Raw genomic sequence first — 26,665 nt, 5'->3', positions numbered from 1 at the left:
AACCACCGGCCACCCTGGCCATCGATAACGGAGCTATAGATGATCGGTTTCACCGCACTCAAGCGCATTCTCCTGGCAACCGCCGCCCTCGGCTTCGCGGCGCATGCCGCAGCAGCCTCGACCCTGACCCTGGATGTCTACAACCCGGGCGACAAGGCGATCTTCCCGGTGACCTCGGTGCTGGTCAGCGGCGAAAAAGAGGCGATCCTGGTGGACGCGCAGTTCGGCAAATCCCAGGCCGAGCAAGTGGTGCAAAAGATCCGCGCCAGCGGCAAGCAACTGACCACCATCTACATCAGCCACGGTGACCCGGATTACTACTTCGGCCTCGACACCCTGACCGCCGCATTCCCGAACGCCAAAGTGCTGGCCTCGCAGCCGACCGTTGATCACATCAAACACACCGTCGACGGCAAACTGGCGTTCTGGGGCCCGAAAATGGGCGCTGACGTGCCGGCCAAAACCATCGTACCGGGCGTGCTCAAGGGCGACAGCCTGATGCTCGAAGGGCAGAAATTGCAGGTGATCGGTCTGGACGGTAAACAACCGGATCGCAGCTTTGTGTGGATTCCGTCGATCAAGGCGGTGGTCGGTGGCGTGGTTGTCGCGGAAAACATCCACCTGTGGATGGCCGACACCCAAACCCCGCAGTCCCACGCCGATTGGTTGACTACGCTGCATTCGATCGAAACCCTGAAACCGAAAACCATCGTGCCGGGGCATTACCTGGGTGAGAGCGCTCGCTCCGTGGCCGCCGTGCAGTTCACTGCCGACTACATCAAGGCCTTCGACGAAGAAACCGCCAAGGCGAAAGACTCTGCCGCGCTGATTGCAGCGATGAAAAAACGCTACCCGACCCTCGGCGACGAAAGCTCGCTGGAACTGAGTGCCAAAGTCGCGAAGGGCGAGATGAAGTGGTAACCCGCCGCTACTGAACGCACTTGATCCCGTAGGAGCTGCCGAAGGCTGCGATCTTTTGATCTTGATCTTTTCCAAACAACACCAAGATCAAAAGATCGCAGCCTTCGGCAGCTCCTACAGGACCGGATTAATCGAACCTGATGCACCTACGCAACTGGAGAACGTCATGAGCAAAATCGCAATCATCGGGGCCACCGGTCGTGCCGGTAGCCAACTGTTGGAAGAAGCCCTGCGTCGCGGTCACAGCGTTACCGCCATCGCCCGCGACACCTCGAAAATCGGCCAGCGCGCCGGTGTGGTCAGCAAGAACGTTGATGCCCTGGATGCCGAAGCACTGCAAGCCGCCGTCGCCGGGCATGACGTGGTGATCAGCGCCGCGCACTTCTCGACCTTGCCTGCCGCCGCCGTGATCGGGCCGGTGAAAAAGGCCGGGGTCAAACGTCTGTTGGTGGTGGGTGGTGCCGGTTCGCTGTTGCTGCCCAATGGCGGTCGCGTGATCGACAGCGAAGGCTTCCCGGAGGAGTACAAGGCTGAGGCCAGTGCCGGTGCTGTGTTCCTGGAAAATCTGCGTCAGGAGCAGGAACTGGACTGGACGTTCGTGTCGCCGTCGGCGGAGTTTGTGGAAGGTGAGCGCACCGGGAAGTTCCGGATCGGCAAGGATGATTTGCTGGTGAGTGCCGAAGGGCGCAGCTGGATCACGTTCGCCGATTATGCGATTGCGCTGCTGGATGAAGTGGAAGCGCCGAAGCATTCGCGGCAGCGGTTTGCTGTGGGGTATTGAGGTTTGGCGGGGGCGTGGTTTTTGAGAGATTTGTCTGGCTTTAGAACCACCCCTCACCCCAGCCCTCTCCCCAGAGGGGAGAGGGGGAAAGGGGGCCGATCTGCGTTTTTTTCAAACCTGAATTCGGCGTTTGATCGCAGTAGGTCGGCGTTTTTTCAAACCTGAATTCGGCGTTTGATCGCAGTAGGTCTGCGTTTTTTCAAACCTGAGTTCGGCGTTTGATCGCAGTAGGTCTGCGTTTTTTCAAACCTGAGTTCGACTCGATATTTCAGGTCGATGTAGCTCGAATAAACAACTCGGTCAGTCCCCTCGCCCCTCTGGGGAGAGGGTTAGGGTGAGGGGTGGATCGCAATGACACCCCACATCACCCACATCACCGAGCCTGCGCCTGCTCCACCAACCACCCCAACAATTCCTGCAACTTCGGCGAAGGTGCCGGTTTCTGCGGCAGGACCAGGTAATAGCCCAACCCGGTTTTCACCTTCAATTCAAACGGCATGACCAGCCGTCCGGCGCTCAAATCGTCGCCGATCAACGACCAGTCCCCAATCGCCACGCCCGTCCCTTGGGACGCCATCGACATCGCCAAATCCAGTGTTTCGAAGTGCTGACCCTTGCTGACATTGTTCAAGTGCACATCGGCGCTGGCCAGCCATGCTTTCCAGTCCCGTTCGTCGCGGGTCGGGTGCAGCAGCATGTGTTGTTCCAGATCTTCCGGCGCCTGCAAGGGCGCCGGTCCTTCGAGGTACGGCTTGGAGCAGACCGGCGTCAGTTGCTCATCGAACAGCCGATGGGACGCCAGTGACGTCTCTGGCGGTACGCCGTAAATCACCGCCGCGTCGAACTGCTCGCGATGAAAATCCACGCCGTGGCGCACCGTCGTGGTCAGTTCAACCGGCACGTCCGGGCGTTCCTTTTGCCATTGCATCAGGCGTGGCAACAACCAGCGCATCACACAGGTCGGGGCCTTGAGTTGCAGGGTTTCGCGCTTGGCGCCGATCTGTTCCACCGCCTCGCCGATCAGGCCGAAAATCTGCTGCACCCGTGGCAGCCATTCCCGTCCTTCCGCCGTTAAATCAAGGCCTCGGGCCTGGCGGATGAACAACTCATAACCGAGATGATCTTCCAGCCCGGCGATCTGCCGACTCACCGCGCCCTGGGTGATGTGCAACTGCTCGGCGGCCCGGGTGAAGTTGCAGCACTGTGCGGTGATCAGAAAAGTGTGCAGGGCGGGCAGGGGAGGCAGTCGTTTCATGAGGACCCAAGGTATGACGTGAGGACATGGCTAGTATGACTTTTTATCCATTGTTGCGGCTACGTGTCGCCCGTTCCAATGAGGCCATCCCTGGGCTTGCCTTCGCATCATAAACACTGCGCAGGCCCGGCGTCTCAAACGAACAAGAAGGGCAAAGACATGGCGACGTGCGGCGAAGTATTGGTCAAGTTACTCGAAGACTACGGGGTCGAGCAGGTGTTCGGCATTCCCGGGGTGCATACCGTTGAGCTGTATCGCGGGTTGGCCCGTTCGAGCATCAACCACGTCACTCCGCGTCACGAACAGGGCGCCGGTTTCATGGCCGACGGCTATGCCCGCACCAGCGGCAAACCGGGCGTTTGCTTCATCATCACCGGCCCGGGCATGACCAACATCACCACGGCGATGGGCCAGGCCTACGCGGATTCGATCCCGATGCTGGTGATCTCCAGCGTGCAGACCCGCAATCAATTGGGCGGCGGGCGCGGCAAGTTGCATGAGCTACCAAACCAGAGCGCCCTGGTCGGCGGCGTGGCCGCGTTCTCCCACACCCTGATGTCGGCGTCGGAGTTGCCGGGCGTATTGGCCCGTGCGTTCGCGCTGTTCCAGGCCGGTCGTCCGCGTCCGGTGCACATCGAAATTCCGTTGGACGTGTTGGTCGAAGAGGCTGACGACTTGCTCGCCAGCGTTGCGGTCAATATCGACCGCGCCGGTGCCGCGCCGAGCGCCGTGTCGCGCATGACCGAATGGCTGGCGGGCGCCAAACGTCCACTGATCCTGGCCGGTGGTGGCGCCATCGACGCTGCCGCCGAGCTGACGGAACTGGCGGAATTGCTCGACGCACCGGTCGCGCTGACCATCAACGCCAAAGGCATGCTTGAGTCCAACCATCCGCTGCTGATCGGTTCGACCCAAAGCCTGGTCGCCACCCGCGCGCTGGTGGCGGAGGCCGACGTGGTGCTGGCGATCGGCACTGAACTGGCCGAAACCGACTACGACGTGACCTTCGCCGGCGGCTTCGAAATCCCCGGCAAACTGCTGCGCGTCGACATCGACCCGGACCAGACCGTGCGCAACTATCCGCCGCACGTGGCGCTGGTGTCCGACTCGCGCAACGCCGCCCAAGCCTTGCTCAGTGCGTTGTCTCACAAGTCGTTGGCCGAGCGCCGCAACGATTGGGGCCAGGTACGCGCCGCTCGCCTGCGTGAAGAACTGGCCGCGACCTGGGATGCGCCGACCCTGGCCCAGACCCGGTTCCTCGAAACCGTGCTCCACGAATTACCCAACGCGGTGTTCGTCGGCGATTCGACCCAACCGGTGTACACCGGCAACCTGACGTTCAACCCCGAGCGTCCGCGCCGCTGGTTCAACTCGTCCACCGGTTACGGCACCTTGGGTTACGCCTTGCCGGCGGCGATTGGCGCCTGGCTTGGCGGCAGCGTCGAGGGCGGCTCGCGTCCTCCCGTTGTTTGCCTGATCGGCGACGGCGGCCTGCAATTCACCTTGCCGGAACTGGCCAGCGCTGTGGAAGCGCGCACGCCGGTGATCGTGCTGCTGTGGAATAACCAGGGCTACGAAGAGATCAAGAAATACATGGTCAACCGCGCCATCGAACCGGTGGGCGTGGACATCTACACCCCGGACTTTATCGGTGTGGCCAAAGCATTGGGCTGCGCGGCGGAAGCGGTCAACGGTGTCGAGCAACTGCGCAGCGCCTTGCGTGCCGCCACGGATCGCCAGGGCCCGACCCTGATCGAAATCGACCAGACCCAGTGGATGAAGGCGGTTTCGAAATGAGTTTTCCAACCACGTTGGATGGCCTGTACATCGACGGCCAATGGTCCGCTGGTCAAGAACACTTGCGTGTAATCAATCCGGCCACCGAAGCGTTGCTGACCACCGTGAATGGCGGCGATGAAACCGCCGTTGATCAAGCCGTCAACGCTGCGACCATTGCCTTCAAGGACTGGTCGAAAACCACCGGCGCGGAGCGTGGCGCGATCCTGCGCCGCATCGCTGCTGGCGTCGCGGCCGGTCGCGAACAGTTGATGCATTTGCAGTCGAGCAACAACGGCAAACCGCTGTTCGAAGCCGCCATCGACGTCGATGACGTGATCGCCACATTCGAGTATTACGCCGGTCTGGCCGAAGGCCTCGACGCGAAGCAGGACAGCGCCGTCGAATTGCCGAGCGACGACTTCAGCGCGCGCCTGCGCCGTGAGCCGTGCGGTGTGGTCGGCCTGATCGTGCCGTGGAATTTCCCGATGGTCACCACCGCGTGGAAACTCGCCCCGGCCCTGGCCGCCGGGTGCTGCGTAGTGCTCAAACCGTCGGAAGTCACGCCGCTGCCGGAACTGGAATTGGCCGCGATCATCGCCGAGGCCGGTTTGCCTAAAGGTGTGTTCAACCTGGTGTGCGGCACGGGCCTGGCGGTCGGCGCGCCGATGTCGGCGGATCCGCGCATCGCCAAGATTTCCTTCACCGGCAGCAACGCCGTGGGCGTTCAGGTGATGCAACGCGCCGCCGAAACCGTGAAAGGCGTGAGCCTGGAACTGGGCGGCAAGTCCTCTCTGCTGGTGCTCAAGGACGCCGACCTCGAACTGGCGGTTGAAGTCGCCTGCGGCGGTGGCTTCTTCAACGCCGGACAGATGTGTTCCGCCACCAGCCGCGTGCTGGTCGCCGATGAACTGGCGGATGAATTCCTGATTCGTTTGCAGGCTCGGGCCGAGGCGATTCGCGTGGCCGACCCGTTCGACCCGAACGTCGAAATGGGCGCGCTGGTCAATCAGGCGCAATACCAGCGCGTGCTTGGCCACATCGATCGCGGTTTGAGTGCGGGCGCCAAGCTGATTTGCGGCGGCAATCGCCCAGCCGATCTGCCGCGCGGATATTTTTTGCAGCCGACAATCTTCACCGAAGTGCCCCTCGACAGTGCGCTGTGGTGCGAAGAGATCTTTGGCCCGGTGATTTGCGTGCGCAGTTTTGCTTCCGAAGCCGAGGCGATTGCCCTGGCCAACGACAGTCAGTTCGGCCTGGTGGCCAGCGTGGTCAGCCGTGATGTTGAAGCCGCGGATCGGGTCGCCAACGCCCTGCAGGCGGGCCTTGTGTGGATCAACGCGCCGCAAGTGATCTTCCCGCAGACCGCTTGGGGTGGCTACAAACAGAGCAGCCTCGGCCGCGAGTTGGGGCCGTGGGGTTTGCAGGCATTCCAGGAAATCAAACATGTGATTCGGGCGGTCTAGACGCTCGAAAAAGGTGAGCGCATGCCTCGTTCTGAGGCATGCGCCAGCGTCATGGCTTCAATGAGTTTTTATCGATAGTCAGGTGTTTTGCACGACCTCAGGATGAACCCGTCGGCTCAGTGCAAGTCCTTTGAAACCGGGGACTTCACGCTGGTCTGGCCGCGCGGATGCAACGGTTGCGACCAACCTCATACTTAAAAAAACAAAGGGAGTCCTTCATGGGCGAGCATGATCTGAACAGACGTCAATTCATCAAAACCGTGGGCGTGGCGTCGGTAGCTGCGGCGGCCATGAGCATGCCCTTCATCCGGGCCAACGCCAGCGACACTCGCTTCCAGGGCAAGACCCTGCGTTTGCTGACCTGGTCCGATGACACCGGGCTCGCGGCACTGCGCAACATCGCGGCGACCTTCGAAGCCAAGTACGGCTGCAAGGTCATCGCTGACCGCACCGGCAGCACCTCGGAAATGGTCGCCAAACTCAAGGCCGGTGGTGATCGTCCGCAGTACGACATCATCACCTTGGCCGGCGTCGGCGCCGAAGGCCTGGCCGCCGCCGACTTGCTGGAAAAACCCGACCTCAACCGCATCCCCAATCTGGTGGACGTGCCGGAGAAATACCGCACGGGCGCCAACGGTCACGGCATCGGTTACCTGCTGTGGTGCAACAGCCTGGTCTACAGCACCCGTACCCAGACCGAAGCGCCAACCAGTTACGCCGCGCTGTGGGATGCCGAGTTGGCGCCGAATATTTTCCTGCCGCCGCCGAACTGGACCGAAGCGATGGACCTGATCATCATCGCCGCCAAACTGGCCGGTGGTGACGAACACAACATCGAGCCGGGCTTCAAGAAACTCGCCGAGTTGAAGGATCGCGTCGTCACGTTGGGCGAAAACCCGAACCAGATTGCCGAGCTGTTCCGCACCGGTTCCCTGGACATGGGCGGCCTCTACGCCCCGGCGTTTTTCCCGAAACAGATCCGCGATCCGAACTACGGCCTCGGCGCCACGTTCGGCATGAAGGAAGGCTTCTACACCGACCTGATGCTCTCGGTGATGCCGAAGAATCGCCCGGGCGATACCGACCTCGCCTACGCCTTCATCAACCACTCCCTGGACCCGCTGGTGCAGGGCAAGATGGCCGAAGACATCTACAACGGCCCGGTCAACGCCAAGGCAATCATCTCCGCTGAAGCGCGCAAGAGCCCGTTCATCCTTACGCCAGAGCAGATTGCCGACAAGGCGATCATGCACGACAACGCCTTCCTGGCCACCGTGCATGACCAATGGATTCGTCGCTACACGGAAATCTTTTCTTCCTGATCTGCGCAAGGTCTGAAGCGGCACCGAATCCCCCTGTAGGAGCTGCCGAAGGCTGCGATCTTTTGATCTTGATATGGCTTGGAAAAGACCAGGATCAAAAGATCGCAGCCTTCGGCAGCTCCTACAGGGATCGGGTTAGCACTTCGGCATCGCTGCGCAATTGATCTTCCATTGACGAGACCCTTGCTATGGAACACCAACCCCATCTGACTCATCCGGTCGCCGCCGCGCCAGCGCCTATGCGCCGGGGTGTGTCGCCGACCACCCGCGCCTGGATTTTCCTGTCGCCGTCGATGCTGTTTCTCGGCGTGTTGATTGCCGCGAGCCTGTTGGTGCTGCGCATGAGCGTCGGCACCAAGGGCGCGGAATGGACCGGGTTCAGCCTGGCCAGTTACGCGCAGTTACTGGAACCCTACTACCTCAAATCCCTGATGCTGACGTTGCGCCTGGCGTTGTTCAGCGCGGTGATCGCGGTGCTGTTGGCGATCCCGGTGGCTTACACCATGTCGCGCCTGACCTCGCCGTTCGTGCGGCGGATTTTCCTTGCGGCGGTGTTGCTGCCGCTGCTGGTCAACCTGCTGCTGCAAAGCTACGGCTGGCTGGTGATTCTCGGTCCGGCCGGGATGCTCAATCAGGCGCTGCTGGGCCTGGGCCTGATCAAGCGCCCGATCATGCTGCTGTACAACCAGAACGGCGTGTTGATGGGCCTGGTGCAAACCGCGTTCCCTTTGGCCGTGTTGCCGATTGCCAGCGCCATGCGCGGCGTCGCGCGGACTTATGAAGAAGCCGCCGCGACCCTCGGTGCCAGTCGCTTCAAGGTGTTTCGCCAAGTGGTGTTGCCGATGAGTTTGCCGGGGATCATCACCGGCGCGACGTTGGTGTTCGCCTACAACGCCAGCAGCTTCGTGGTGCCGTTGCTGCTCGGCGGTCGCCGGGTGCCGATGTTGGCGGTGATGGTGCATGACCAGATCGCCCCGCTGATGAACTGGCCCGCTGCGTCCGCTGCCGGTGTGGTGTTGATCGTCACGACGCTGGCAATCATGACCTTGTCCGAATACATCACGGGCCGTCGTCGGCGCATGCTGGAGGCTTCGCAATGAGTACGTTGACCAAGAAACGTTATGGCCTGTTGCCGGGCGAAACCGGCAAGTTCGCCGGCATCCTGTCCGGTTTCATCCTGCTGCTGGCGGTGTTGCCGATCCTGACCATGATCGTGATGTCGTTCAGCGGCGCGTCGAACCTCGACTTCCCGCCCAGCAGCTACAGCCTGCAATGGTATCGCGCGGCCTGGCACACCTTTGTGTCGCCGGACGCCAGCGATGTGCTGAGCCTCGGCAAAGCCATGACCACCAGCCTGATGGTCGCGTGCCTGACCATGGTCTTCGCCACGATCATCGCGGTGCCGGCGGCTTATGCCCTGACCCGTTGCGAATTCCGTGGCAAAGCCGTGGCCCTGCAACTGATGTCGCTGCCGCTGGTGTTCCCGATGGTGGTGTTGGGCCTCGCGCTGCTGCTGGTGTTCGACAGCCTGCCGTTCCAGATAACCACCTCGCGGCTGGTGATTGCCCACGTGATCCTGGCGTTGCCTTTCGTGGTGAAAAACTGCACGGCGGCGATGCTTTCCATCGGCAGCGAAGTCGAAGAGGCCGCGCAAATGCTCGGCGCCTCACCGACCCGGGCGATTGTCGATGTGGTGGTGCCGCTGATGAAATCGGGGATTCTGGCGGGGATGCTGCTGGCGTTCATCGTCTCGTTCAACGAATTCACCGTGACCTATTTCCTCTACACCATCGACGTCATGACCGTGCCGATCTGGATGTACAGCCGCACCGTGTCTTCGCTGGACCCTACCGTTTTCTCGTTTGCCGTGCTGATCGTGCTGATCGACTTCGTCCTGATCTGGGCGTTGGAGAAGCTGGTTGGTGAAGGTGGCGTTTCGTTCTGATTTCTTGAGGTGATTTATGTCTGGTCTGATTCTGGAAAACGTCGAGAAACATTACGGCTCGGCCTGCGCGGTAAAGGATGTAAACCTGCATTTGCCCGAGGGCAAACTGGTGTGTTTCCTCGGCCCGTCGGGTTGCGGCAAAACCACCTTGCTGCGGATGATCGCCGGGCTCGAAACCTTGTCCGGCGGCGAGATTCGCCTGGACGGCGAGGACATCGGCCACACCCCGGCGCACTTGCGTAACTTCGGCATGGTGTTCCAGTCCCTGGCGCTGTTTCCGCACATGACGGTGGGCGAGAACATCGCTTATCCGCTGAAACTGCGCGGCGTGGGCAAGGCTGATCAGCAGGCGCGGGTGGTGGAGTTGCTGGAACTGATTCAGCTGAAGGAAATGATTGATCGCCCGGTGGCGAAACTCTCCGGTGGCCAACGTCAGCGCGTGGCGATTGCCCGGGCGATTGCCTCGCGGCCGAAAATCCTGCTGCTCGATGAACCGCTGTCGGCGCTGGACGCCAAGTTGCGTGAATCGATGCAGGTGGAAATCCGTCAACTGCAACAACGCCTGAACATCACCACCATCATGGTGACCCACGATCAGCGCGAAGCGATGACCATGGCTGATATCGTTGTGGTATTGGGTGAGCACAAGGTGCAGCAAGTGGGCACGCCGATTGAAATCTATCGGCACCCGGCGAATGAGTTTGTCGCGGACTTTATCGGTTCCGGCAACATCTTCCCGGCCACGGCGCTGGGCAATGGCAAGGTTGGATTGCCGGGTGGCGATGCCTTGGAAGTGCCGATCTGCAGCAGCATTGTGGTGGGGGAGAAGATCAAGATGCTGATTCGCCCGGAAGACCTGCAACTGTCGCAGCCACAAGCCACGGCGGGGAATCGGTTGTTGGGCAAGGTGACGTTTGTGCGGGACATCGGCGCGACGATCGAGACGACGGTGGAGTGTTCCGGGGTGTCGTTTACCGCGTTGAGCACGCCGTGTCAGGGGGTTGGGTTGAGTATTGGGAATCCGGTTTCGGTGACATTGCCGGCGGAGGCTTGCCGCGTACTCAGCGTCTGATATCGGGTTTCTGCCTTTCGATCCACCTCTCACCCCAACCCTCTCCCCAGAGGGGCGAGGGGGCTGACCGAGTTGTTCTTGGAGCTACATCGACCTGAAAAGTCGAGTCGAACTCAGGTCTTGAAAAGCATGAAGATCTGCTCCCTTTCCCCCTCTCCCCTCTGGGGAGAGGGCTGGGGTGAGGGGTGGCTCTTGATACCAACCCAAAACTCAAACCGACAACCGCAACCGCGCCAAATCCCTCAACGGCGGCGCCCCGAACAACCGGCTGTACTCCCGGCTGAACTGCGACGGACTTTCATACCCCACCCGATACCCCGCCGCCGACGCTTCCAGCCCTTCGGCAAGCATCAAGCGCCGGGCTTCCTGCAAGCGCAACTGCTTCTGATACTGCAACGGACTCATCGCCGTCATCGCTTTGAACCGGTGATGCAACGTCGACACACTCAGGTTCACTTCCTTCGCCAGATCATCGATGCGCAGCGGCTGTTCATAGTGGCCGTTAAGCCATTTGATCGCCTGGCTGATGCGATGGCTCTGGCTGTTGGCGATGGCGATTTCATACAGGCGATGCCCCTGCTGGCTGCGCAACAGGCGATACAGAATCTCCCGGCGAATCAATGGCGCGAGCATGGCGATATCTTTCGGGGTGTCGAGCAAACGGGCCAGGCGCAGCACAGCGTCGAGCATCGCAGCGTCCAGTCGTTCAACGTACAAGCCGCGCCCGGTGGGGCGGGTGGGCACGCCCATGGGCCCGGCGTCGGCGATCAGCGCGGTGATTTCCGCCGGGTCGATGTCCAGGCGTATGGAGAGAATTGGCTCTTCGGAGGTGATGGTGACCACGCGGCCGCTCACCGGCATCGACACCGAAACCACCAGGTAATTGAGTGGGTCGTACGTGAAGACCTCATCGACCAGCCGAACTTCCTTGCGCCCCTGGGCCATGATGCACAGCGCCGGTTGCGCCAGCCCCGGTGAAAACTGATGGGTCTGGCTGTAGCGACCCATGAACAGCGAACCGACGGCAGTCGCATAATTGCCATCCTCCGTCGTATTGCGGCGGATGATCGCGGCCAGTTCCTCGCGCTGTTTCTCCATGTCGGCGTCCAGCGGGGCTTCAAAGTGATCGAACGACGACATGCGGGGCTCCTCGGTGAGGCGTTGTGGATGGGCAGAGCTTAAGTTTGTGCAATCGACAGCGGTAGACACATCCTGCCTGATGCTTGCCTGATTCTGCATGGAGTTGTTTCGCGGCGTTGCTAGAGCAGTGTCGCCGGGCTGAAACTTGCTTGAAATCGCTGTGTCATCGACGAGACATGTCTGGGGCGCCGTTTCAGACCCATTCACGCATCCTCGCAGGATTGTGCAACAAGCTGGCAGGAATCGACTAACGGCCACCCTGCCGCGCCGCCTAATCTTGGATCCTGTCGCAGCCCGTCCCTGGCTGCCTCGCAACTCCTTGGGAGGGTTGAACATGTCTACGCAGATTCCCGTCAGCCATATGGCCTTCGTTCGTGCCCGCGCCGGGCGTTCGGCGGAACTCGGTGCACGCCTGAGCGCGTTGATCGAGCCATCACGCTCAGCCAGCGGTTGCCTGAGCTTTGCCCTGCAACACTCACAATGTGATCCCGACCTTTGGCTGGTGTCTGGCTTCTGGACCCACCAACAGGCCATGACCGCGTACTTCAGCACCCCCGCCATGCAAGTGTTCGCCGACCTGGTGCAGGACCTGGTGGTCAACAGCCTGGATTTCCATACCTTCAAGGACGTCTCGGCTGCCCAGGCTTTGGGTCAGACCAAAGCACAGGTGCACAAATTGGTCGGTTGAGGGTTTAATGGCGGCAATCTCAACTTAGCCAGGATGCGCGACATGGCACGCAAAGCCTTTGAAACATTCGAAGCCGTATCAGCCGTAGTACCCCGCGAAGGCGGTTATTACGCTGCGATCGCCGTCAAAGCCATCGGTGGCAGCGGTGCTCCGCGTTTTCACAAACTGCTCGAAGAACAAACCTTCACGACTGCTCGCGATGCCGATGAAGCAGCGGCGCTGGAGTTGACCAAGCTCAAAGGCGTCAGCGAAGACAGCGATTTGATCTGGTAGTTATTTCTTCGCCCCCGGGCGGTACATCTTGAACAATGCCTCTGGTCCCAGCTGAAAGTAATCCGCCGGCCCGCCGCCGCGCAGAATCGGTTCTGCCGCGGCGGTGTCGTACACCCCGTCCTTCAACAGCCACTTGGCGATATGCACGGCGACCACTTCGCCGAGAATCAGCCAGCTCGGCACCACATTCCCGTCCGCGCGCTGCAACTGAATGATCTGCGTGACCTTGCATTCGAAGGACACCGGGCTTTCGGCGACCCGTGGCACCTGAATGATTGTCGAGGCTGCGGGAGTCAGTCCGGCCAGCTCGAATTCGTTGGTGTCAGGCGGGACCATGGCGCAGCTCTGGTTCATCTGCTCGGCCAGTGCTCGGGTCGCGAGGTTCCAGGCGAATTCGCCGGTCTGTTCGATGTTGTTCAGGCTGTCTTTGCGCCCAACACTGGAGAACCCGATGATCGGCGGAATGTAGTTGAAAGCGTTGAAGAAGCTGTAGGGCGCCAGGTTCAGGTGACCGTTAGCGTCTTGCGAAGAAATCCAGCCGATGGGACGCGGGCCGACGATGGCGTTGAACGGGTCATGGGGCAGGCCGTGGCCGTTGGCGGGTTCGTAGTAGTGGATGTCGTCGGGCATGCTGGGGGTTCCTGGGGCGGTGTTCGGGATGCGGCCATAGTGCAAGGGCACGCCGCGAATTTCCAGTCAGACACAAAACCCTGTGGGAGCGGGCTTGCTCGCGAAGAGGCCGTATCAGTCAGCATTGATGTTGCCTGACACACCGAATTCGCGAGCAAGCCCGCTCCCACAGGTTCTGCGGTGGTTTTGGCATTTTGGTTACCCCATAAATGACTAAGCCCGGCCGAAGCCGGGCTGTTCAATCCCTCCAGGTGTTAACCGATGGCACCCGCCGTGCCGGTTTTATCAAAGCCGTCAGAGGCGATCGCACCTGCCGTGCCGGTGTGATCAAAACCATCCGAGGCGACAGCGGTCGAGTGGGTTTGCTCGATGGCAGCCGTAGCGCCAGAGATAAAGTCTGCGGTACCGGTTTTGTCGGAACCATCGGCAGCGTAGGTGTTGGCCGCCAGTACGGTCAGGGCCAGGGCGAGGAACAGTTTGGTTTTCATGATCATGACTCCATATTCGATAAAGTTGATTTGAGACTGCAAATTAAGGCTAAAAAGCATCGATTAATTAGATGTTAAGGCCGCCAAATGTTTGCGCTTTCAGGGCTTGAGCGGGCGTATCGCAATGAATCGATCAGACAGGGGCAGGATGCGTTTGGAGCATTAACCGGTGATTAATCCCGGGTAACAGTTTTTTCATGTCCCTGGGCCGTGTTGGTTTTGGGGGCTGCAATGGATATACGTGGGGCTGGGGAGGATGGATGCACAGGGTGGTGAAAGATTTTGCTGGAGGGGATTTAGCGGGGCTTGGCTTGAGACCGAGATGCCGTCATCGCGGGCCAGCCTTGCTCCTACAGGTCTTGTGTCGTTCGCAGGATCTACGAACGACTCATATCTGTAGGAGCAAGGCTTGCCCGCGACGAGGCCGGTACAAACACTACAAATGTTGCGGTCAGTCCGTCTCGATCCGCGAATGCTTGCGGGTGTCTTTCATGGTCACGTACACCAGCAGCGACACGGCGATGCACGCGGTGACATACCAGTAGTAACCGGTTTCCATGCCAATGCTCTTGAACCACAGCGCGATGTATTCCGCGGTACCGCCGAAGATCGACACGGTCAGCGCATACGGCAAGCCAACGCCCAGGGCACGGATCTCGGTCGGGAACAGTTCGGCTTTGACCACCGCGTTGATCGAGGTGTAGCCGCTGACGATGATCAGCGCCGCCATGATCAGGAAGAACGCGCCCCACCATGTCTGGATGGTGTGCAGGGTGGTCAGGATCGGTACGGTAAACAGCGTACCCAGCACGCCGAAGGCGATCAGGATCGGCCGGCGACCGACCTTATCCGACAAGCCGCCGATGATCGGTTGCAGGCACATGAACAGGAACAGCGTAGCCGCCGAAATGCTGGTGGAGTCGGTGATGCTCATGCCGACGGTGTTCACCAGGTATTTCTGCATGTAGGTGGTGTAGGTGTAGAACGCCAGGGTGCCGCCCATCGTCAGGCCGACCACGGTCATCAGCTCTTTCGGGTGGCGCATCAGCGTGCGCATGGCGCTTTCTTTTTTCTCTTTCTTGACCTTATTGAACGACTCGGTCTCTTCCATGCCACGACGCAGGTAGAGCGCGACGACCGCACACAACGCGCCGATGGCGAACGGGATGCGCCAGCCCCAGGCGTACAGCTGTTCGGTGGTCAGCACCTGTTGCAGCACGATCAGCACCGCTAACGCGATGAGCTGGCCGGAGATCAGCGTGACGTACTGGAAGCTGGAGTAGAAGCCGCGACGTTCCTTGGTCGCCATCTCGCTGAGGTAGGTCGCCGAGGTGCCGTATTCGCCACCGACCGACAGGCCCTGCAGCAAGCGCGCGAACACCAACAGGATCGGCGCGCCGATGCCGATGGTTTCATAGTTGGGGCTCAGGGCGATCAGCAGCGAGCCGAAGCACATCAGGTACACCGAGGCCATCAATGCGCGTTTACGACCGGCGCGGTCGGCGTAGAGGCCCATCAACCAGCCACCGATCGGACGCATCAGGAAGCCCACGGCGAAGATCGCCGCTGTATTCATAAGCTGTGCGGTAGAAGAGCCGGCGGGGAAGAAGGACTTGGCGAAGTACAGGGAGAACGCGGCGTAGACGTACCAGTCGTACCACTCAACCATGTTGCCGACCGAGCCGCTGAAGATCGATTTGATCCGGCTGGCGGTGGTTCTTTCTTTGGCAGGCGCGACGGCCGACCCGAGGGGCAGGGCGTTGGAGTTATCCATTGAAGGATCCTTCGTTTAATTGTTTTTGTGGAGCGCGTGTAAACGCAGCCTGCAAGGGCTATAGCAGGAGGTGTGCCAAAGAGCGGAGGGCCGGATTAGAGGGGGTGTCTGTAAAGTGTTGAGCGGAATTTTGCCGACAGGGCTGAAGGAGTGAGCGGATTTCCGCTCATTGTGGTGTGATTCGGCGATGTGTATTTCAACTTGGGAACCACCCCTCACCCCAACCCTCTCCCCAAAGGGGCGAGGGGGCTGACCGAGTTGTTCTTAGCGCTACATCGACCTGAAATATCGAGCCGAACTCAGGCCTTGAAAACAGTGAAGATCTGCTCCCTTTCCCCTCTCCCCAAAGGGGCGATGGGGCTGACCGAGTTGTACTTAGCGCTACATCGACCTGAAATATCGAGCCGAACTCAGGCCTTGAAAACAGCGAAGATCTGCTCCCTTTCCCCTCTCCCCTTTGGGGAGAGGGCTGGGGTGAGGGGCTGGATTCCAGCAACACCGCAGATCCACGGGGAAAACTCACTCCCCCAAAAACATCTCCCGGGTCAGCCCATGCCGCTGCAGCTTTTCATTGAACGTGCGCCTCGGCAGTTGCAGCTCCTCAAGCACCGCTTTCACATCGCCCTTGTGCCGCGTCAACGCCGCGCGCAAGCAATGGGCTTCGAAGGCTTCCTGTTGCGCCGCCAGTGACTGCCCCGGGTCGATCCCCATTGGTTCCGGCTCACCGAGCCCCAACACCTGGCGCTCGGCCACGTTGGCCAGTTCCCGCACATTGCCTGGCCAGTCGTGGCTTAGAAGATGGCTCAGTTGCGGGCCGCTCAATGGAGGGAAGGTTCGGCCCAGGCGTTCGGCGGCGTTCTGCGCGAAGGTTTCAAACAACAACGGAATATCTTCACGGCGTTCGCGCAACGGTGGCAGGCGCAACTCGGCGACGTTCAAACGATACGCCAAATCCTCGCGAAAGCGCCCGGCCCGGGCTTCGTCCAGCAGGTCGGGTTTGGTCGCGGCGATGATCCGCAAGTCCACGCGAATGCTCTGGTTCGAGCCCAGCCGCTCCAGCTTCTGCTCTTGCAACACCCGCAACAACTTCACCTGCTGCGCCAGCGGCATGCTTTCGATTTCATCCAGAAACAAGGTGCCGCCATCCGCGTATTCGAGCTTACCGATGCGCTTGCCCGAAGCGCCGGTAAACGCGCCGCTCTCATGCCCGAACAACTCGGCCTCGAACAACTGCTCGGGAATCGCCGCGCAGTTCAGCGCCACGAACGGCTTGTCCGCACGCGGGCCGAAGTCATGCAGGCAACGGGCGACCAATTCCTTGCCGCTGCCGGTTTCGCCACGGATCAGCACGTTGACTGGCAACGTCGCCAAATCCAGCACTTGCCGCCGCAACGTCTGCAAGCCACGGGACACGCCGAGCAGAGTGGCGTCAAGTTTGGCGCGGTTATCGGCCTGGAGGTGCAGCGCACGGTTTTCCAGGACCAACCGGCGTTTTTCCAGGGCCCGGCGCAGGCTGCCGAGCAGGGTTTCCGGGCTGAAGGGTTTTTCCAGGAAGTCGTAGGCGCCATCGCGCATGGCTTCGACCGCCATCGGCACATCGCCGTGGCCCGTGAGCAAAATCACCGGCAAGTCGGCATCCCGGCGCTGCACTTCGGCCAACAGCTCCAGGCCGGTCATGCCGGGCATGCGCACGTCGCTGAGGATCACTCCGGGGAAATGCGCCGGCAACTGCGCCAGGCATTCATCGGCGCGGCTGAACAACTGCACTTCGAAACCCGACAGGCTCAGCCATTGTTCGACGGCGCTGCGAATGCTGCTTTCGTCGTCGACCACCATCACCGAATTCAGCATGAGACGGGCACCTCCAGGTCGATCGGCAGCGTCATGGTGAACACAGCACCGTTGTCGTGGTTATCCGCCGACAAGCGTCCGCCGGATTCGTGCACGATGGCAAACGATACCGCCAGCCCCAGACCGAGGCCATCCCCCACCGGTTTGGTGGTAAAGAACGGATCGAACACGTTCGGCAGGTGTTCTTCGGCAATTCCGCCGCCATTGTCGGAAACGCTCAGGCGCCACAGTTGCTCATCGGCTTCGAGGCGGATTTCCACGCGTTTGCAGGGTTTGTCGTGCACGGCGTCGAGGGCGTTGCGCAGCAGGTTGATCAGCACCTGTTCCAGGCGAATCGCATCGCCACGCACCCAGGCCGGGCGCGTCAGGTGCAGCACGGTGCTGACGTTTTCGTCGCGCAGCCGTGCGTCTAGCAGTTGCAAGGATTGATCGACCACTGCCGCCAGATCCAGGCGTTCGCGCAAGCCGCTGGGGCTTTTGCGGGCGAAGGTTTTCAGGTGACCGGTCAGCGCCGCCATGCGCGTCAGCATGTCGTCCACCGGTTTCAGCGCCTTGTAGGCGTCATCGACGCGGCCGTGATCGAGCAGCAGCCTCAGCGTTGCAAGCTGCATGCGTTGCGCGGTCAGCGGTTGATTGATTTCATGGGCCAGCGCCGCCGACATCTGCCCCAGCGCCGCGAGTTTGGCCGATTGCACCAAGCCATCCTGGGCGGTGCGCAGGTCGCGGGTGCGTTCTTCCACCAGTTGTTCCAGCTCTTCACGGCTGCGCTGGCGCATTTTCGCCAGGCGCCAGCGCTGGTTGAGGAACAGCAGCAAAAACACCAGCGCCAACCACGACCCGGCGGCTGCGAGGCCAGCATTGCGACTGTCTTCGAACGCGACTTGCGGGCGGCGCAACAGGTGCAAGGTCCAGCCTTCGGCGGGCAGCGGCAGGGATTCCCACAGGTAATCCGCCGTGCCGTCGGGGCCATCGACCCGGGCCAGATCGCTGTTGTCATCGAAGCGCCGCACCGATTGGTACTTCAGCGGCGTCAGCGGTTGTTTGTCGTATTGGCGGGTGGCCTTGAGCTCGGCGTGATCGCTGTCGCTCAACGGTTGCAACTGCCGATAGCGCCAGCCCGGTTGGTTGGCGATAAAGATAATCCCGCGAGCATCGCTGACCAGCAGGGTGTCGGAGCCCTGGCGCCATTCCCGCTCAAGCTCAGGGAATTCGAGTTTCACCACCATGGCGCCGAGGAACTCGCCGTTGTCGCGGGTCACCGCACTGGAGAGGAAATAACCGGGAATCCCACTGGTCACGCCGACCGCATAAAAACGCCCGGTGCCTTGGGTACGGGTCTGGCTGAAGTAAGGGCGGAAGCCGTAATTGTGGCCGACGTAACTGCTGGGCAAACGCCAGTTGCTGGCGGCCACGGCGAAGCCGGTGTGGTCGAGCAGTTCCAGGGTCGAGGACTGCGCGGCGCCGTTGATCTTTTCCAGTTTGCGGTTCAGCAGGTCCTGCTGTTCAGGGCTCACCGCGCCATCGAGGGCCGAGCGCAATTCCGGGTCCAGCGCCAGCACGGCGGGCAGGGCGCGGTAGCGGTCGATCAAGGTGTGCAGGGAATTGGCGTACAGCGCCAGTTGCTGGTTGGCGCGGGCGGCGTCGTCTTCCAACGCCTGGCGTTCGGCGTGGCGCATGGCCAGACCTGCCGCCAGAACCGCGCCGGCAACGATCAGCAGGGTGTAAAGCGTCAGGCGCAGGGTTCGGGATGTCGCAGGCATGGCGTCGTATACAGTCAGCAGTACGGGCGCGCACGATAGCATGCAGACTTGACGCCGTTCACCGGCAGGTGTTTTGGACGGCAGTCATCTTCGCGAAGTCTTTCTGGCGCCGGCCATTCTTTGCTTCAGCGAAAACTGATTATCCGTGCTGCCGGCCACCTTATAGTCAGTCATGACCCCTTGCAGGTGACGGATGCTATGAAGCGTTTCTGTGGTTGCCTGTTGCAATCCTGCCCGAGTAATCGGCGCGCGCGCGCCATTGGGGCCGGGATCCAGGTGGACAACGTTGCTGCCCAGTGCGTCGAAAGCGGCTTCCATCCAGGCGCTGCGTTGCAAGGTAGCGCTTTCCCACTCAGCGAACATGCTTTCGATTTTTGCGATCTTGACCGGGTCGAGCCGGTTCTTGATGTCTTCGGCCTCTACCGCCCGTTGAAACACATTGAGGGCGCCGGGGAGAATCGATATCCACGCGCCCAGCGCCCGACCGACGGCGAAATCCGGATTGAGGATTGAGTCCAGCGCCGGATGAATCAACTCATCCTTGATGCTGTTCCAGATGGGCTGTATTTCGTTGGCGGCATCGGGGATGCCCAACGCGCTATCGATCGCGGCCACAGACATCGTCGAGGTTTGTGGAATGAGCGGGCCCACCCGCCCCATGTTTCCAGCAAGGTTTGCTGCGCGACCGCCCAGACGTTGAGTCTTGTCTGCCAGTGCGCCGCCCAGTTCCGTCAGCGAGTCTGTCATTGAACCGGCAATGTCCCCACCAAGATTGCCGCCGGTTGCCGCTTCGATGTATGGCAATCGTGATGTGCCGCCGACGCTGGTCGCGTGAGGGACGTCCGCAATGAGTTGGCCGACTTGTCCACCGCCGATGTTGCCAACTTCATAGCCGAGGATTCCGAAGGTCGCCGCGCTCGCAAAATTCATCATCAGGTTGCGCTTGATGTTCTTCTGCCGGACGACGCCATGGAGCTGTTGGCGTGTGGTCTCGGTAAAGCCACCGAGCATGGAAATGAACCCCGCGTAGAGGGTAATCACACTTTCCGCTTTGGCTCCGCCTTCAGGGTCGACATAGCGCAACGGATTATTTCCCACGAACCCATACAGGTTCAGCCCATCCACATCCCCACCCGGATCGGAGCTCACCCAGCGCTGCAACCACGGCGCGTAATACCGCGCGCCGTAGTAATACAACCCGCTGACGTCCATTTCCTTGCCCGAATAGCGAATCGTCTTGTAGTCGACCTCCACCGCCGAACGCGCCGCCCACCACGCGGTGCCGCCGAAGGGGTAGTAGATTTCCTGGCTGATCAGCGCGCCATTGCGGTCCAGTTCCAGCGTGCTGGATCCCAGGTGGTCGTCGAGGCTGTAGCGCAATTGATTCTGCTCGATGGCCGCCGGTTTTCCCTTGACCCAGTGCAGGCAACGGACATTGCCCAGGGTGATGACGTGCAGTTCTTCGGCGTCGTCCAGCGTGCGAATTTCCAACCCAGGCAAGTAGCGCACCTGGCGCACGTGGCTCACCGCTTGGGCCTGGGTCACCAGTCGCTTGCTGATGCGCTGGCCCTGGCTGTAGACGTAGGTTTCCTCATCGTTCTGGCCGCCGCTGCGTTCCACCAGCCGCGCGACGGCCAATTGATCGCGGCTGTTCCAGGTCAGCGGCTGGCCGTTTTGCAGTAACCGCAAGTTGCCGTGGGCGTCGAAGTGGTCATCGAATACCGGTGCTGGATCGCCCTCGGCCCAGCGCACGCCACGGTTGCTGTCGGGGGCGATGCGCAGAGTTTGCGTGTGATTGTTGCCCGCGCGTACATGGCGCAGGGTCGTCAGGTTGCCGCCGGCGTCGTATTCATAGCGCCGGGCATAGTTGTAGAGGTTGCCGGTGTCGATGGGTGTGACCGGTGTCGGCAGACCGGGGCGCAGATTCGGCGTTTCGGTTTCAAAACCGGTGGCGCTGATCAATTGGTACAGGGAGTCGTAACTGAACGCGCGATGGCCGTCAACGCGCTGGTTGGCGAAGAACACCGGGGTAAAGGCCAGATCATCGATGGCCAGCACATTACCGACCCGGTCGTAGCGGTAGCTGCGGTTTTGCACGGCCGGTTGGTCGGGCAAGCGCGCTTGCTGTCGGCTGAGCCAACCATTGGCCGGGTTATAGTCCCACGTGCTGACCACGCCATTACCGGTGTGCTGTTCGATCAACTGGCCGGCGGCGTTGTAGTGGGCGTCGCTGAGGATGGCTTGAACCGCGCCGGCCGGGTCAAGGCGCAGGTGCACTTGCTTGAGTTGCCCGGCGATGTCGTAGCCAAACAACTGCTGATGATCCTGCGCGTCGGTTTGCTCTAGCACGACGCCCAGCGCGCTGAAGGTGCGGCGGCTGCGATAAGACGGCCCGCCGGCGAAGGCTCGGTGGTCAATCAACGCCTGACCGGCCAGGCTGTAGCTGTCGACGCTCAGGCTGCCCGACGGATCGATTTGTGCTATCAGTTGCCCGCGCAGGTTGTGCCCGGCATCCGCCGTGACGTCGGCATAGGTGAAGCGCTCGACATTCGGCTGCGCATTTTCCTGGAGAGCGATCACCCGCAGTTGATGGTCGTAGGTGGTTTGCCACTGATTGCCCCGTGCGTCCCAGCGTTGCCGCACTTCACCGGCCACGCCCGGCAGGCTCAGGCGCCAGCCGGCATCGACGCTGTCGACATGGATGGCTTCGCCGGACAGCCGATAGATTGTGCAAAGGTTGGGTTTCGATGCGCTCTCGAAAAGCCGTGGGTCCCATTGTTCGACGAGTCGGCCCACGGTGTCGTGGTGCTGGCGAGTGATGAGTGCTTGCGCCGCCGCACCGGCCACGCTGCGCAGGTAGGCCACTTGGCGAACGGGCAGACCGCGGCTGTCATTCGCCGCCAGCGACGGGGTGCGCCAATGCACGGAGGCCGTCATGGTTCCAGCGCCTGTGATTCATCGGCAGGCGCGGTGTCGTTGAAATCGTGACTGGCGCGATACCAGGGATGCAGGGTTTCAAAAGACTCATAACCTTTGGCGCTGATCACTTTGATCGGGCGCCCCAGCGGGTCGTAGAACTGTTGGTCGTGATAACCGAACAACCGAAACGACTGATCGCGGATGTAGCCATGGGTGTTGCAGAAATACGGGCGGAATACCCGCGTTACCGCGCCCTTGTTGTTGTATTCCACGCGCTCGCTGATCCGCCAGCGCGGGTCGGCCTGTTGCTCCAGCGGTTGGCCGTCTACCAGTTCCAGTTCGAGATTTTCATCGACGCTGTAGGCGATCCCCGGCTCGACCTTTTGCTGGGTTTGCAACGCCCGACCGAAGCCATCCACGCAGGCCTTGGTGATCTGGATCTGTTGCAACGGATCATCGTGATAGCGATCGGCGGTGAGCACCACGCTGTGTACCGGTTCACGCGGTGTGGCACGGATCATGTCCTTCAGCGCCTGTTGCGCCGAGGTCCGGGACTTGAGCCGGGTCAGGCGCACCCGGGCGTTGGCGCGAATATGCAGGCTGGGCAACACGTAGCCTTCGGCGATCCAGCCTGCCAGCCAGTCCGGTGTCTGCCTCGCCGATTCGTCGAGCTGGCCCATCCAGCTGAACAGGTCCTTGCGTAATACGCTGGCCGCTTTTTGCAGCGCGGCCGGAGGGTTGTCGATGGCCGGGGCTGGCAGCGGCGACTCGGGGCGAACGTATTCGCTCAAAGGCCTGAAGCCGACGGGTTCACCGTTTTCAGTGCCGTAGAAACTGATGGCCAGCGGCTGTCCCGACGGTTCGTAAAGTGCTTCCTGAACGTTGTCGTTGGCATCGATGATGCGCAGCGGTTGCAACGCGTGGTAGTCATATTCGACGCGGGTGGTGCAGCCGTCCGGTAGCTCGATCCGCACGATTGCCAGGCGATAGGGGTCGTAATCAGCCTGGGTAAGCCCATGGCTTTGGGTTTCCTTGTATCGGCGGACTGTATAGAAGTCAGACAGCTCGGCGTATTCGGCAAATGTATAGAGGGCGGACCAGAGGTTTTTCTTCTGGTCTTCTTCTGCGTCGGGTTCAAGAAACAGCGGCATGGGGGCAAAACCGATCTGTTCCAGTTCTGCCCGGATGTCGAACGGCGGCGGTAGCGTGTTGTAAGCGTTGAGTGCCGTTTCATCCAGTTGCGCGAGCTCCAGGGGCGCAACCAGCGCTTCGAACTCTGCGCTGCCGTCCGGGAGCAACGTGCTGCGATCAGCGGTTTTGAGGTAGCGCTGCACCGATTGCTGGGTCAGCTCCCGTCCGTTGTTCCAGACCGCGCTGTTGTGATGCTCGAGCATCCGCTCATAGCTGATGGCGTCGGGGTTGAGCCCTGACGGCAACGAACCCTTGGGCAACTTCAAAGCGTTGCTGCGCTGGCGATACGGCAACCCCAATCGCCAACCTTGTGGATCGGTCAGGTGAATGAATTCGGCCCGGGTTTCGTTCAGGTAATACGCCTGTTGCGCCGGATCATGGGCGTCGCGCCACCAGCCTTGCTCGTCCGGATCCTCGAACGGTGGTGCGTCGAGTATGGTTTTGCGTCGGGCGTAGTGCACGGTAAGGGAGTGCGTCGGCTGGCCAAAGGCATCCAGGCTCAGGGTGATGTCGTGGCGGCACAGTGGGTCATCGATGAAACGTTCGTACTGGTAGCTGATGGTTTCCAGCAGCGCAGGCAACAGGGTCGCGTGGGGCGGGAGCGTATCGAAGCCCCGCAGTTCACGGACTTTATAGCGCTGCTCTTGCACCTGATACGGCAGGTCGTCGTTCAGCCCATAGGTTTCGGTGCGCAACACAGTGCCGGCAAGGGCCCGGGCGATTTCACGGGCGGTGGGCTCATCCGGGGTGACGGGTTCATCGAAGCCATCGCTGGCGTGGTAGCGACAGAACAGCGTATCGCCCAGCGGCCGGGCCTCGGGATCACGCTCGAAATAACCCTCGCGCGGCATGTTCACCAACCGTCCGGTATGAAACCAGGTGCACACCCGCGCCGGCGCGGTAAAACCGCTGTCGCCGTCGTCCCCGCTGGCCTCGCTGTCGGTCTGGCACAGGAGACCGAAGCCGCGAAACTCACGTTCGAAACCGTCGTAGTAACCGTGGTGGTAGGTGAGGGTTTGGGTGAGGGTGTTGCCGGTGATTTCGTCTTTTTGCGTCTGTTGACTGACGGCTTGAACCGGGAACGGCAGATACGACACCGGGGACACGTTGCGCTGGAGCAACTGAGCCTTTTCATCCAGCCACGCTTGCGCCGAACTGCGATACGTCACCTGCGTGAAGCAGCCCATGTTGTTGTTGCTTGAGTTCAACAGGTAAGGCCTGGCCTGCACAAAGTCATAGCGCCAGTGCCGCGGCTTGATGTGCGGCACCGTCAGGATCAGGCTGGCGCAGCCCAGGCCTTGCAGGTCGGCGAGGGTGACCTGGCACAGGTTGTCGTAACGCACCCCTTCGGGCCAGGACACCTTCAGCGGGGTTTGTTCCAGACCATTGCCACCCCGGTTGTAGTAGATATCGAAACCGTCGCTGTTGAGGTAAATCAGCGCCGGCGCCCCGGAGGCGTCGAGGTCGGCAATCCGCACCCGGGCGGCGTCGAACCCGGCGTACGCGAAGGGCAGGGCGCTCATCACAAACCCCCGGCCAAATCGTCCGTGACCGAGGTTCGGCCAGCATTTGATTTCATTGTGGCGAATGCGGCACAAGTCGTTCATGTCGCTGCCGAGCATATTGCCGAGAAACACCAGTTCACCGGGCGAGTCGCTGGACAGCGGCAAGCGGTCATCCTCGGCGTCGTGGGGTACGTCCTGGCCCTTGGCAAAACCGTTCTTGCGACGGTTGGCGTACAGGCGCACGCTCCGGGGGCCGATCAGCGCCAGGGAACTGAGGCCATCGCCGGACAAGTCGCCCATTTGCGCCAACGTATGGAAAAACTCCACCGGGAACGCATCGAACGGAATAAACCCGGACCAACTGCGATCCGGGTTGAGCGTGTGAAAACCGCTCGCACCCGGTTGGGCGATGATCCAGTCCAGGCGCCCGTCACCGGTCAGATCGGTCAGGGTCTGATGCACCGGTTTGTTGCGATCGGCGCGCGGTAGTGTGCTGAGTAGCATCCATGGGCCATACGCGACGCCATCGCCACCGGGCTCGGCGCGCAACGGTTCGCGGTAGTACCAGGCCTGGTCGTAGCGGCACAGAAACCCCGGCAAGCCCTCGCCAAACAGATCGACGCACTGGTAGCGCTGCTCGCCCTCAAGGCCGGGCATGTTGTCGAATGCAAAGAATGCCGTCGGTTGGGTATTGAGTTCGAACGCCGAGTAATCGAACTCCAGAGGTGGCCGGTTTTCCACCGCGCCACTGGCGTCATAGGCCTGATAGTGCGCGGCCACCAATTGGCTGTAGCCCAGCGAAGTGGGGCGGTATTCCAGCAACAGGCGTTGGACCAGCGCCGGCGTTGGCCCCAGCTCCGAAGGGAAGTGATGGAACATCAATACCTGGTGACACAGGCGCCGGGTGCCCACTTCGAAGCCGTCACCGTACGTGTGAAACGGATCGCTGCGGATCAGCCACTCACCCGGTGCATCAAACGGTGGTTTCTGTTCTCGATCCAGAGAGCGTTCGCCGTAGTCGAACAGCAGATGAAAGTGCCACGCCGCTGATGCTGGTGCATCCCAGCCATACAAATGACTGTTGGCCTCGACGTTGCCATAGAGCACGCGATGCAGGTAGCGCTGGGCCCGATAGTCGTGGGGCTGGTCGGGGGCTTGAGTGGTGTCCTCGGCCTTGTACTCGTAACCGATGTGCTCGCCACGGGCGTTCAGGCTTTCCTGCAACAGCCAGGAGGCCACGCGCTGTGGAGCTTGCGGGTCTGTGATACGCGCGGTATTGGCTTTGCCGAACAGGTGCAGGCTGCCGTCGATACCGTGCACCAGCCAGAAACCTTCAGGGTTGACGCCGGAACGCCAGAACTCGATCAGCTCGAAGCGGGTTTCGACGCGGGGGAAATAACGCACCACGCTGTGTGGGCCAATCATCACACCACGGTATTGGGTTTCGATCCGGGACTTGATCTCCCCTTGAGCATCCCGTTCAGGGCGCCACTGCTGGCCGTCGTGGCCGATCATCACATCGTCGTCGAGGTAGCGCGGCACACCCTTGTTGGTCTGACGGGAAATGGCGCTGCTGTTCACGCCCCAGCCGATGCCAAAGGGACCGTTGCCGGTCTGGCTGTCGTAGCTCAAGGTCAGGCCTGGGTCGAAACCGCGTCCGGGGGACAATGGCAGCGGCAAGGCAAACGAGGCACTGCCGGTAAAGCCGACCGAACCACTTTTACCCACCATGGCAATCGAGGCGGTGCGGGAAATGGAGGGCGTGGTGATGCTTAGCGACGCTGGGTCTTCCATTTTATTGATCCGGCAAAGGAGTTCGCGGTGGATCAACGCTATCAAGACGAAGCGGCTTCGTAACCTGTCAGATCTGACAGGTGGGGGCGGGATTGCTAGAACGAATGGGTTGCA

19 protein-coding genes are annotated in these 26,665 nt (G+C 61.1%); 10 read left to right on the top strand and 9 right to left on the bottom strand.

Going from position 1 to position 26,665, the window contains the following annotated elements; translation table 11 throughout:
• Positions 1-39: 39 nt before the first annotated feature.
• Positions 40-921 (top strand): MBL fold metallo-hydrolase, encoded by an 882-nt coding sequence (locus HB680_RS09995; RefSeq protein ID WP_213938319.1) that lies wholly within the window; start codon positions 40-42, stop codon positions 919-921.
• A gap of 166 nt (positions 922-1,087) precedes the next feature.
• Entirely contained in the window at positions 1,088-1,702 is a 615-nt protein-coding gene (locus HB680_RS09990) for an NAD(P)-dependent oxidoreductase (RefSeq protein ID WP_213938318.1), read from the top strand.
• 373 nt (positions 1,703-2,075) lie between these two features.
• Here the strand turns inward: HB680_RS09990 and HB680_RS09985 are convergent, their stop codons facing one another.
• Positions 2,076-2,957 carry a LysR substrate-binding domain-containing protein gene (locus tag HB680_RS09985; RefSeq protein ID WP_213938317.1) on the bottom strand — a complete coding sequence of 294 codons (882 nt, stop codon included), beginning with the start codon at positions 2,955-2,957 and terminating at the stop codon, positions 2,076-2,078.
• Between the two features lie 159 nt (positions 2,958-3,116).
• Here HB680_RS09985 and HB680_RS09980 point away from each other — a divergent pair, with 159 nt between their 5' ends.
• The 6 genes from HB680_RS09980 (at position 3,117) to HB680_RS09955 (ending at position 10,538) form a co-directional block, all read left to right on the top strand.
• Positions 3,117-4,754, top strand: a complete 1,638-nt coding sequence (locus HB680_RS09980; RefSeq protein WP_213938316.1) for a 5-guanidino-2-oxopentanoate decarboxylase — start codon at positions 3,117-3,119, stop codon at positions 4,752-4,754.
• Positions 4,751-6,199, top strand: a complete 1,449-nt coding sequence (locus HB680_RS09975) for an aldehyde dehydrogenase family protein (RefSeq protein ID WP_213938315.1) — start codon at positions 4,751-4,753, stop codon at positions 6,197-6,199. The genes HB680_RS09980 and HB680_RS09975 overlap by 4 nt, the downstream gene beginning before the upstream one ends.
• Before the next feature lie 218 nt (positions 6,200-6,417).
• Entirely contained in the window at positions 6,418-7,521 is a 1,104-nt protein-coding gene (locus HB680_RS09970; protein WP_213938314.1) for an ABC transporter substrate-binding protein, read from the top strand.
• Between the two features lie 188 nt (positions 7,522-7,709).
• Positions 7,710-8,621 carry an ABC transporter permease gene (locus HB680_RS09965; RefSeq protein WP_213938313.1) on the top strand — a complete coding sequence of 304 codons (912 nt, stop codon included), beginning with the start codon at positions 7,710-7,712 and terminating at the stop codon, positions 8,619-8,621.
• Positions 8,618-9,466 carry an ABC transporter permease gene (locus HB680_RS09960; RefSeq protein WP_054045098.1) on the top strand — a complete coding sequence of 283 codons (849 nt, stop codon included), beginning with the start codon at positions 8,618-8,620 and terminating at the stop codon, positions 9,464-9,466. Before HB680_RS09965 ends, HB680_RS09960 begins: the two co-directional genes overlap by 4 nt.
• 16 nt (positions 9,467-9,482) lie before the next feature.
• Positions 9,483-10,538 (top strand): ABC transporter ATP-binding protein, encoded by a 1,056-nt coding sequence (locus HB680_RS09955; RefSeq protein WP_213938312.1) that lies wholly within the window; start codon positions 9,483-9,485, stop codon positions 10,536-10,538.
• A 210-nt stretch (positions 10,539-10,748) separates the two neighbouring features.
• On the opposite strand, the gene HB680_RS09950 is transcribed toward HB680_RS09955, so the two are convergent.
• Positions 10,749-11,678 carry an AraC family transcriptional regulator gene (locus tag HB680_RS09950; protein ID WP_123508579.1) on the bottom strand — a complete coding sequence of 310 codons (930 nt, stop codon included), beginning with the start codon at positions 11,676-11,678 and terminating at the stop codon, positions 10,749-10,751.
• A 334-nt stretch (positions 11,679-12,012) separates the two neighbouring features.
• Between HB680_RS09950 and HB680_RS09945 the strand changes: the two genes are divergently transcribed.
• Both HB680_RS09945 and HB680_RS09940 read left to right on the top strand, forming a co-directional pair.
• Complete coding sequence (locus HB680_RS09945) at positions 12,013-12,366, top strand: putative quinol monooxygenase (protein ID WP_054045091.1); 354 nt, start codon at positions 12,013-12,015, stop codon at positions 12,364-12,366.
• Between the two features lie 42 nt (positions 12,367-12,408).
• A complete protein-coding gene (locus tag HB680_RS09940) occupies positions 12,409-12,639 on the top strand; it encodes a hypothetical protein (RefSeq protein ID WP_133838145.1) in 231 nt (76 codons plus the stop codon).
• Here the strand turns inward: HB680_RS09940 and HB680_RS09935 are convergent, their stop codons facing one another.
• The 7 genes from HB680_RS09935 to HB680_RS09905 all read right to left on the bottom strand — a co-directional run bounded on the left by HB680_RS09935 (position 12,640) and on the right by HB680_RS09905 (position 26,551).
• Positions 12,640-13,269 carry a flavin reductase family protein gene (locus HB680_RS09935; RefSeq protein ID WP_213938311.1) on the bottom strand — a complete coding sequence of 210 codons (630 nt, stop codon included), beginning with the start codon at positions 13,267-13,269 and terminating at the stop codon, positions 12,640-12,642.
• Positions 13,270-13,523: 254 nt separating this feature from the next.
• Positions 13,524-13,757, bottom strand: coding sequence for a hypothetical protein (locus tag HB680_RS09930; protein ID WP_213938310.1), 234 nt, complete (start codon positions 13,755-13,757; stop codon positions 13,524-13,526).
• Positions 13,758-14,208: 451 nt separating this feature from the next.
• Positions 14,209-15,531: an MFS transporter gene (locus HB680_RS09925; protein WP_054045084.1), complete on the bottom strand. Its 1,323-nt coding sequence runs from the start codon at positions 15,529-15,531 to the stop codon at positions 14,209-14,211.
• A gap of 519 nt (positions 15,532-16,050) precedes the next feature.
• Positions 16,051-17,382: a sigma-54 dependent transcriptional regulator gene (locus HB680_RS09920; protein ID WP_213938309.1), complete on the bottom strand. Its 1,332-nt coding sequence runs from the start codon at positions 17,380-17,382 to the stop codon at positions 16,051-16,053.
• A complete protein-coding gene (locus HB680_RS09915; protein ID WP_213938308.1) occupies positions 17,376-19,142 on the bottom strand; it encodes an ATP-binding protein in 1,767 nt (588 codons plus the stop codon). The genes HB680_RS09920 and HB680_RS09915 overlap by 7 nt, the downstream gene beginning before the upstream one ends.
• 84 nt (positions 19,143-19,226) lie before the next feature.
• The gene (locus HB680_RS09910; RefSeq protein ID WP_213938307.1) at positions 19,227-22,079 is read right to left on the bottom strand and encodes an RHS repeat-associated core domain-containing protein; all 2,853 of its coding nucleotides are present in this window, start codon (positions 22,077-22,079) and stop codon (positions 19,227-19,229) included.
• Positions 22,076-26,551: a SpvB/TcaC N-terminal domain-containing protein gene (locus HB680_RS09905; RefSeq protein ID WP_213938306.1), complete on the bottom strand. Its 4,476-nt coding sequence runs from the start codon at positions 26,549-26,551 to the stop codon at positions 22,076-22,078. The genes HB680_RS09910 and HB680_RS09905 overlap by 4 nt, the downstream gene beginning before the upstream one ends.
• Between the last annotated feature and the right edge of the window lie 114 nt (positions 26,552-26,665).

The sequence above is a fragment of the Pseudomonas sp. dw_612 genome, assembly GCF_018449725.1.
Classification (GTDB): domain Bacteria; phylum Pseudomonadota; class Gammaproteobacteria; order Pseudomonadales; family Pseudomonadaceae; genus Aquipseudomonas.
Note: the sequence above shows the minus strand (reverse complement) of the source record. Positions and strands in the feature narration are given on the sequence as shown.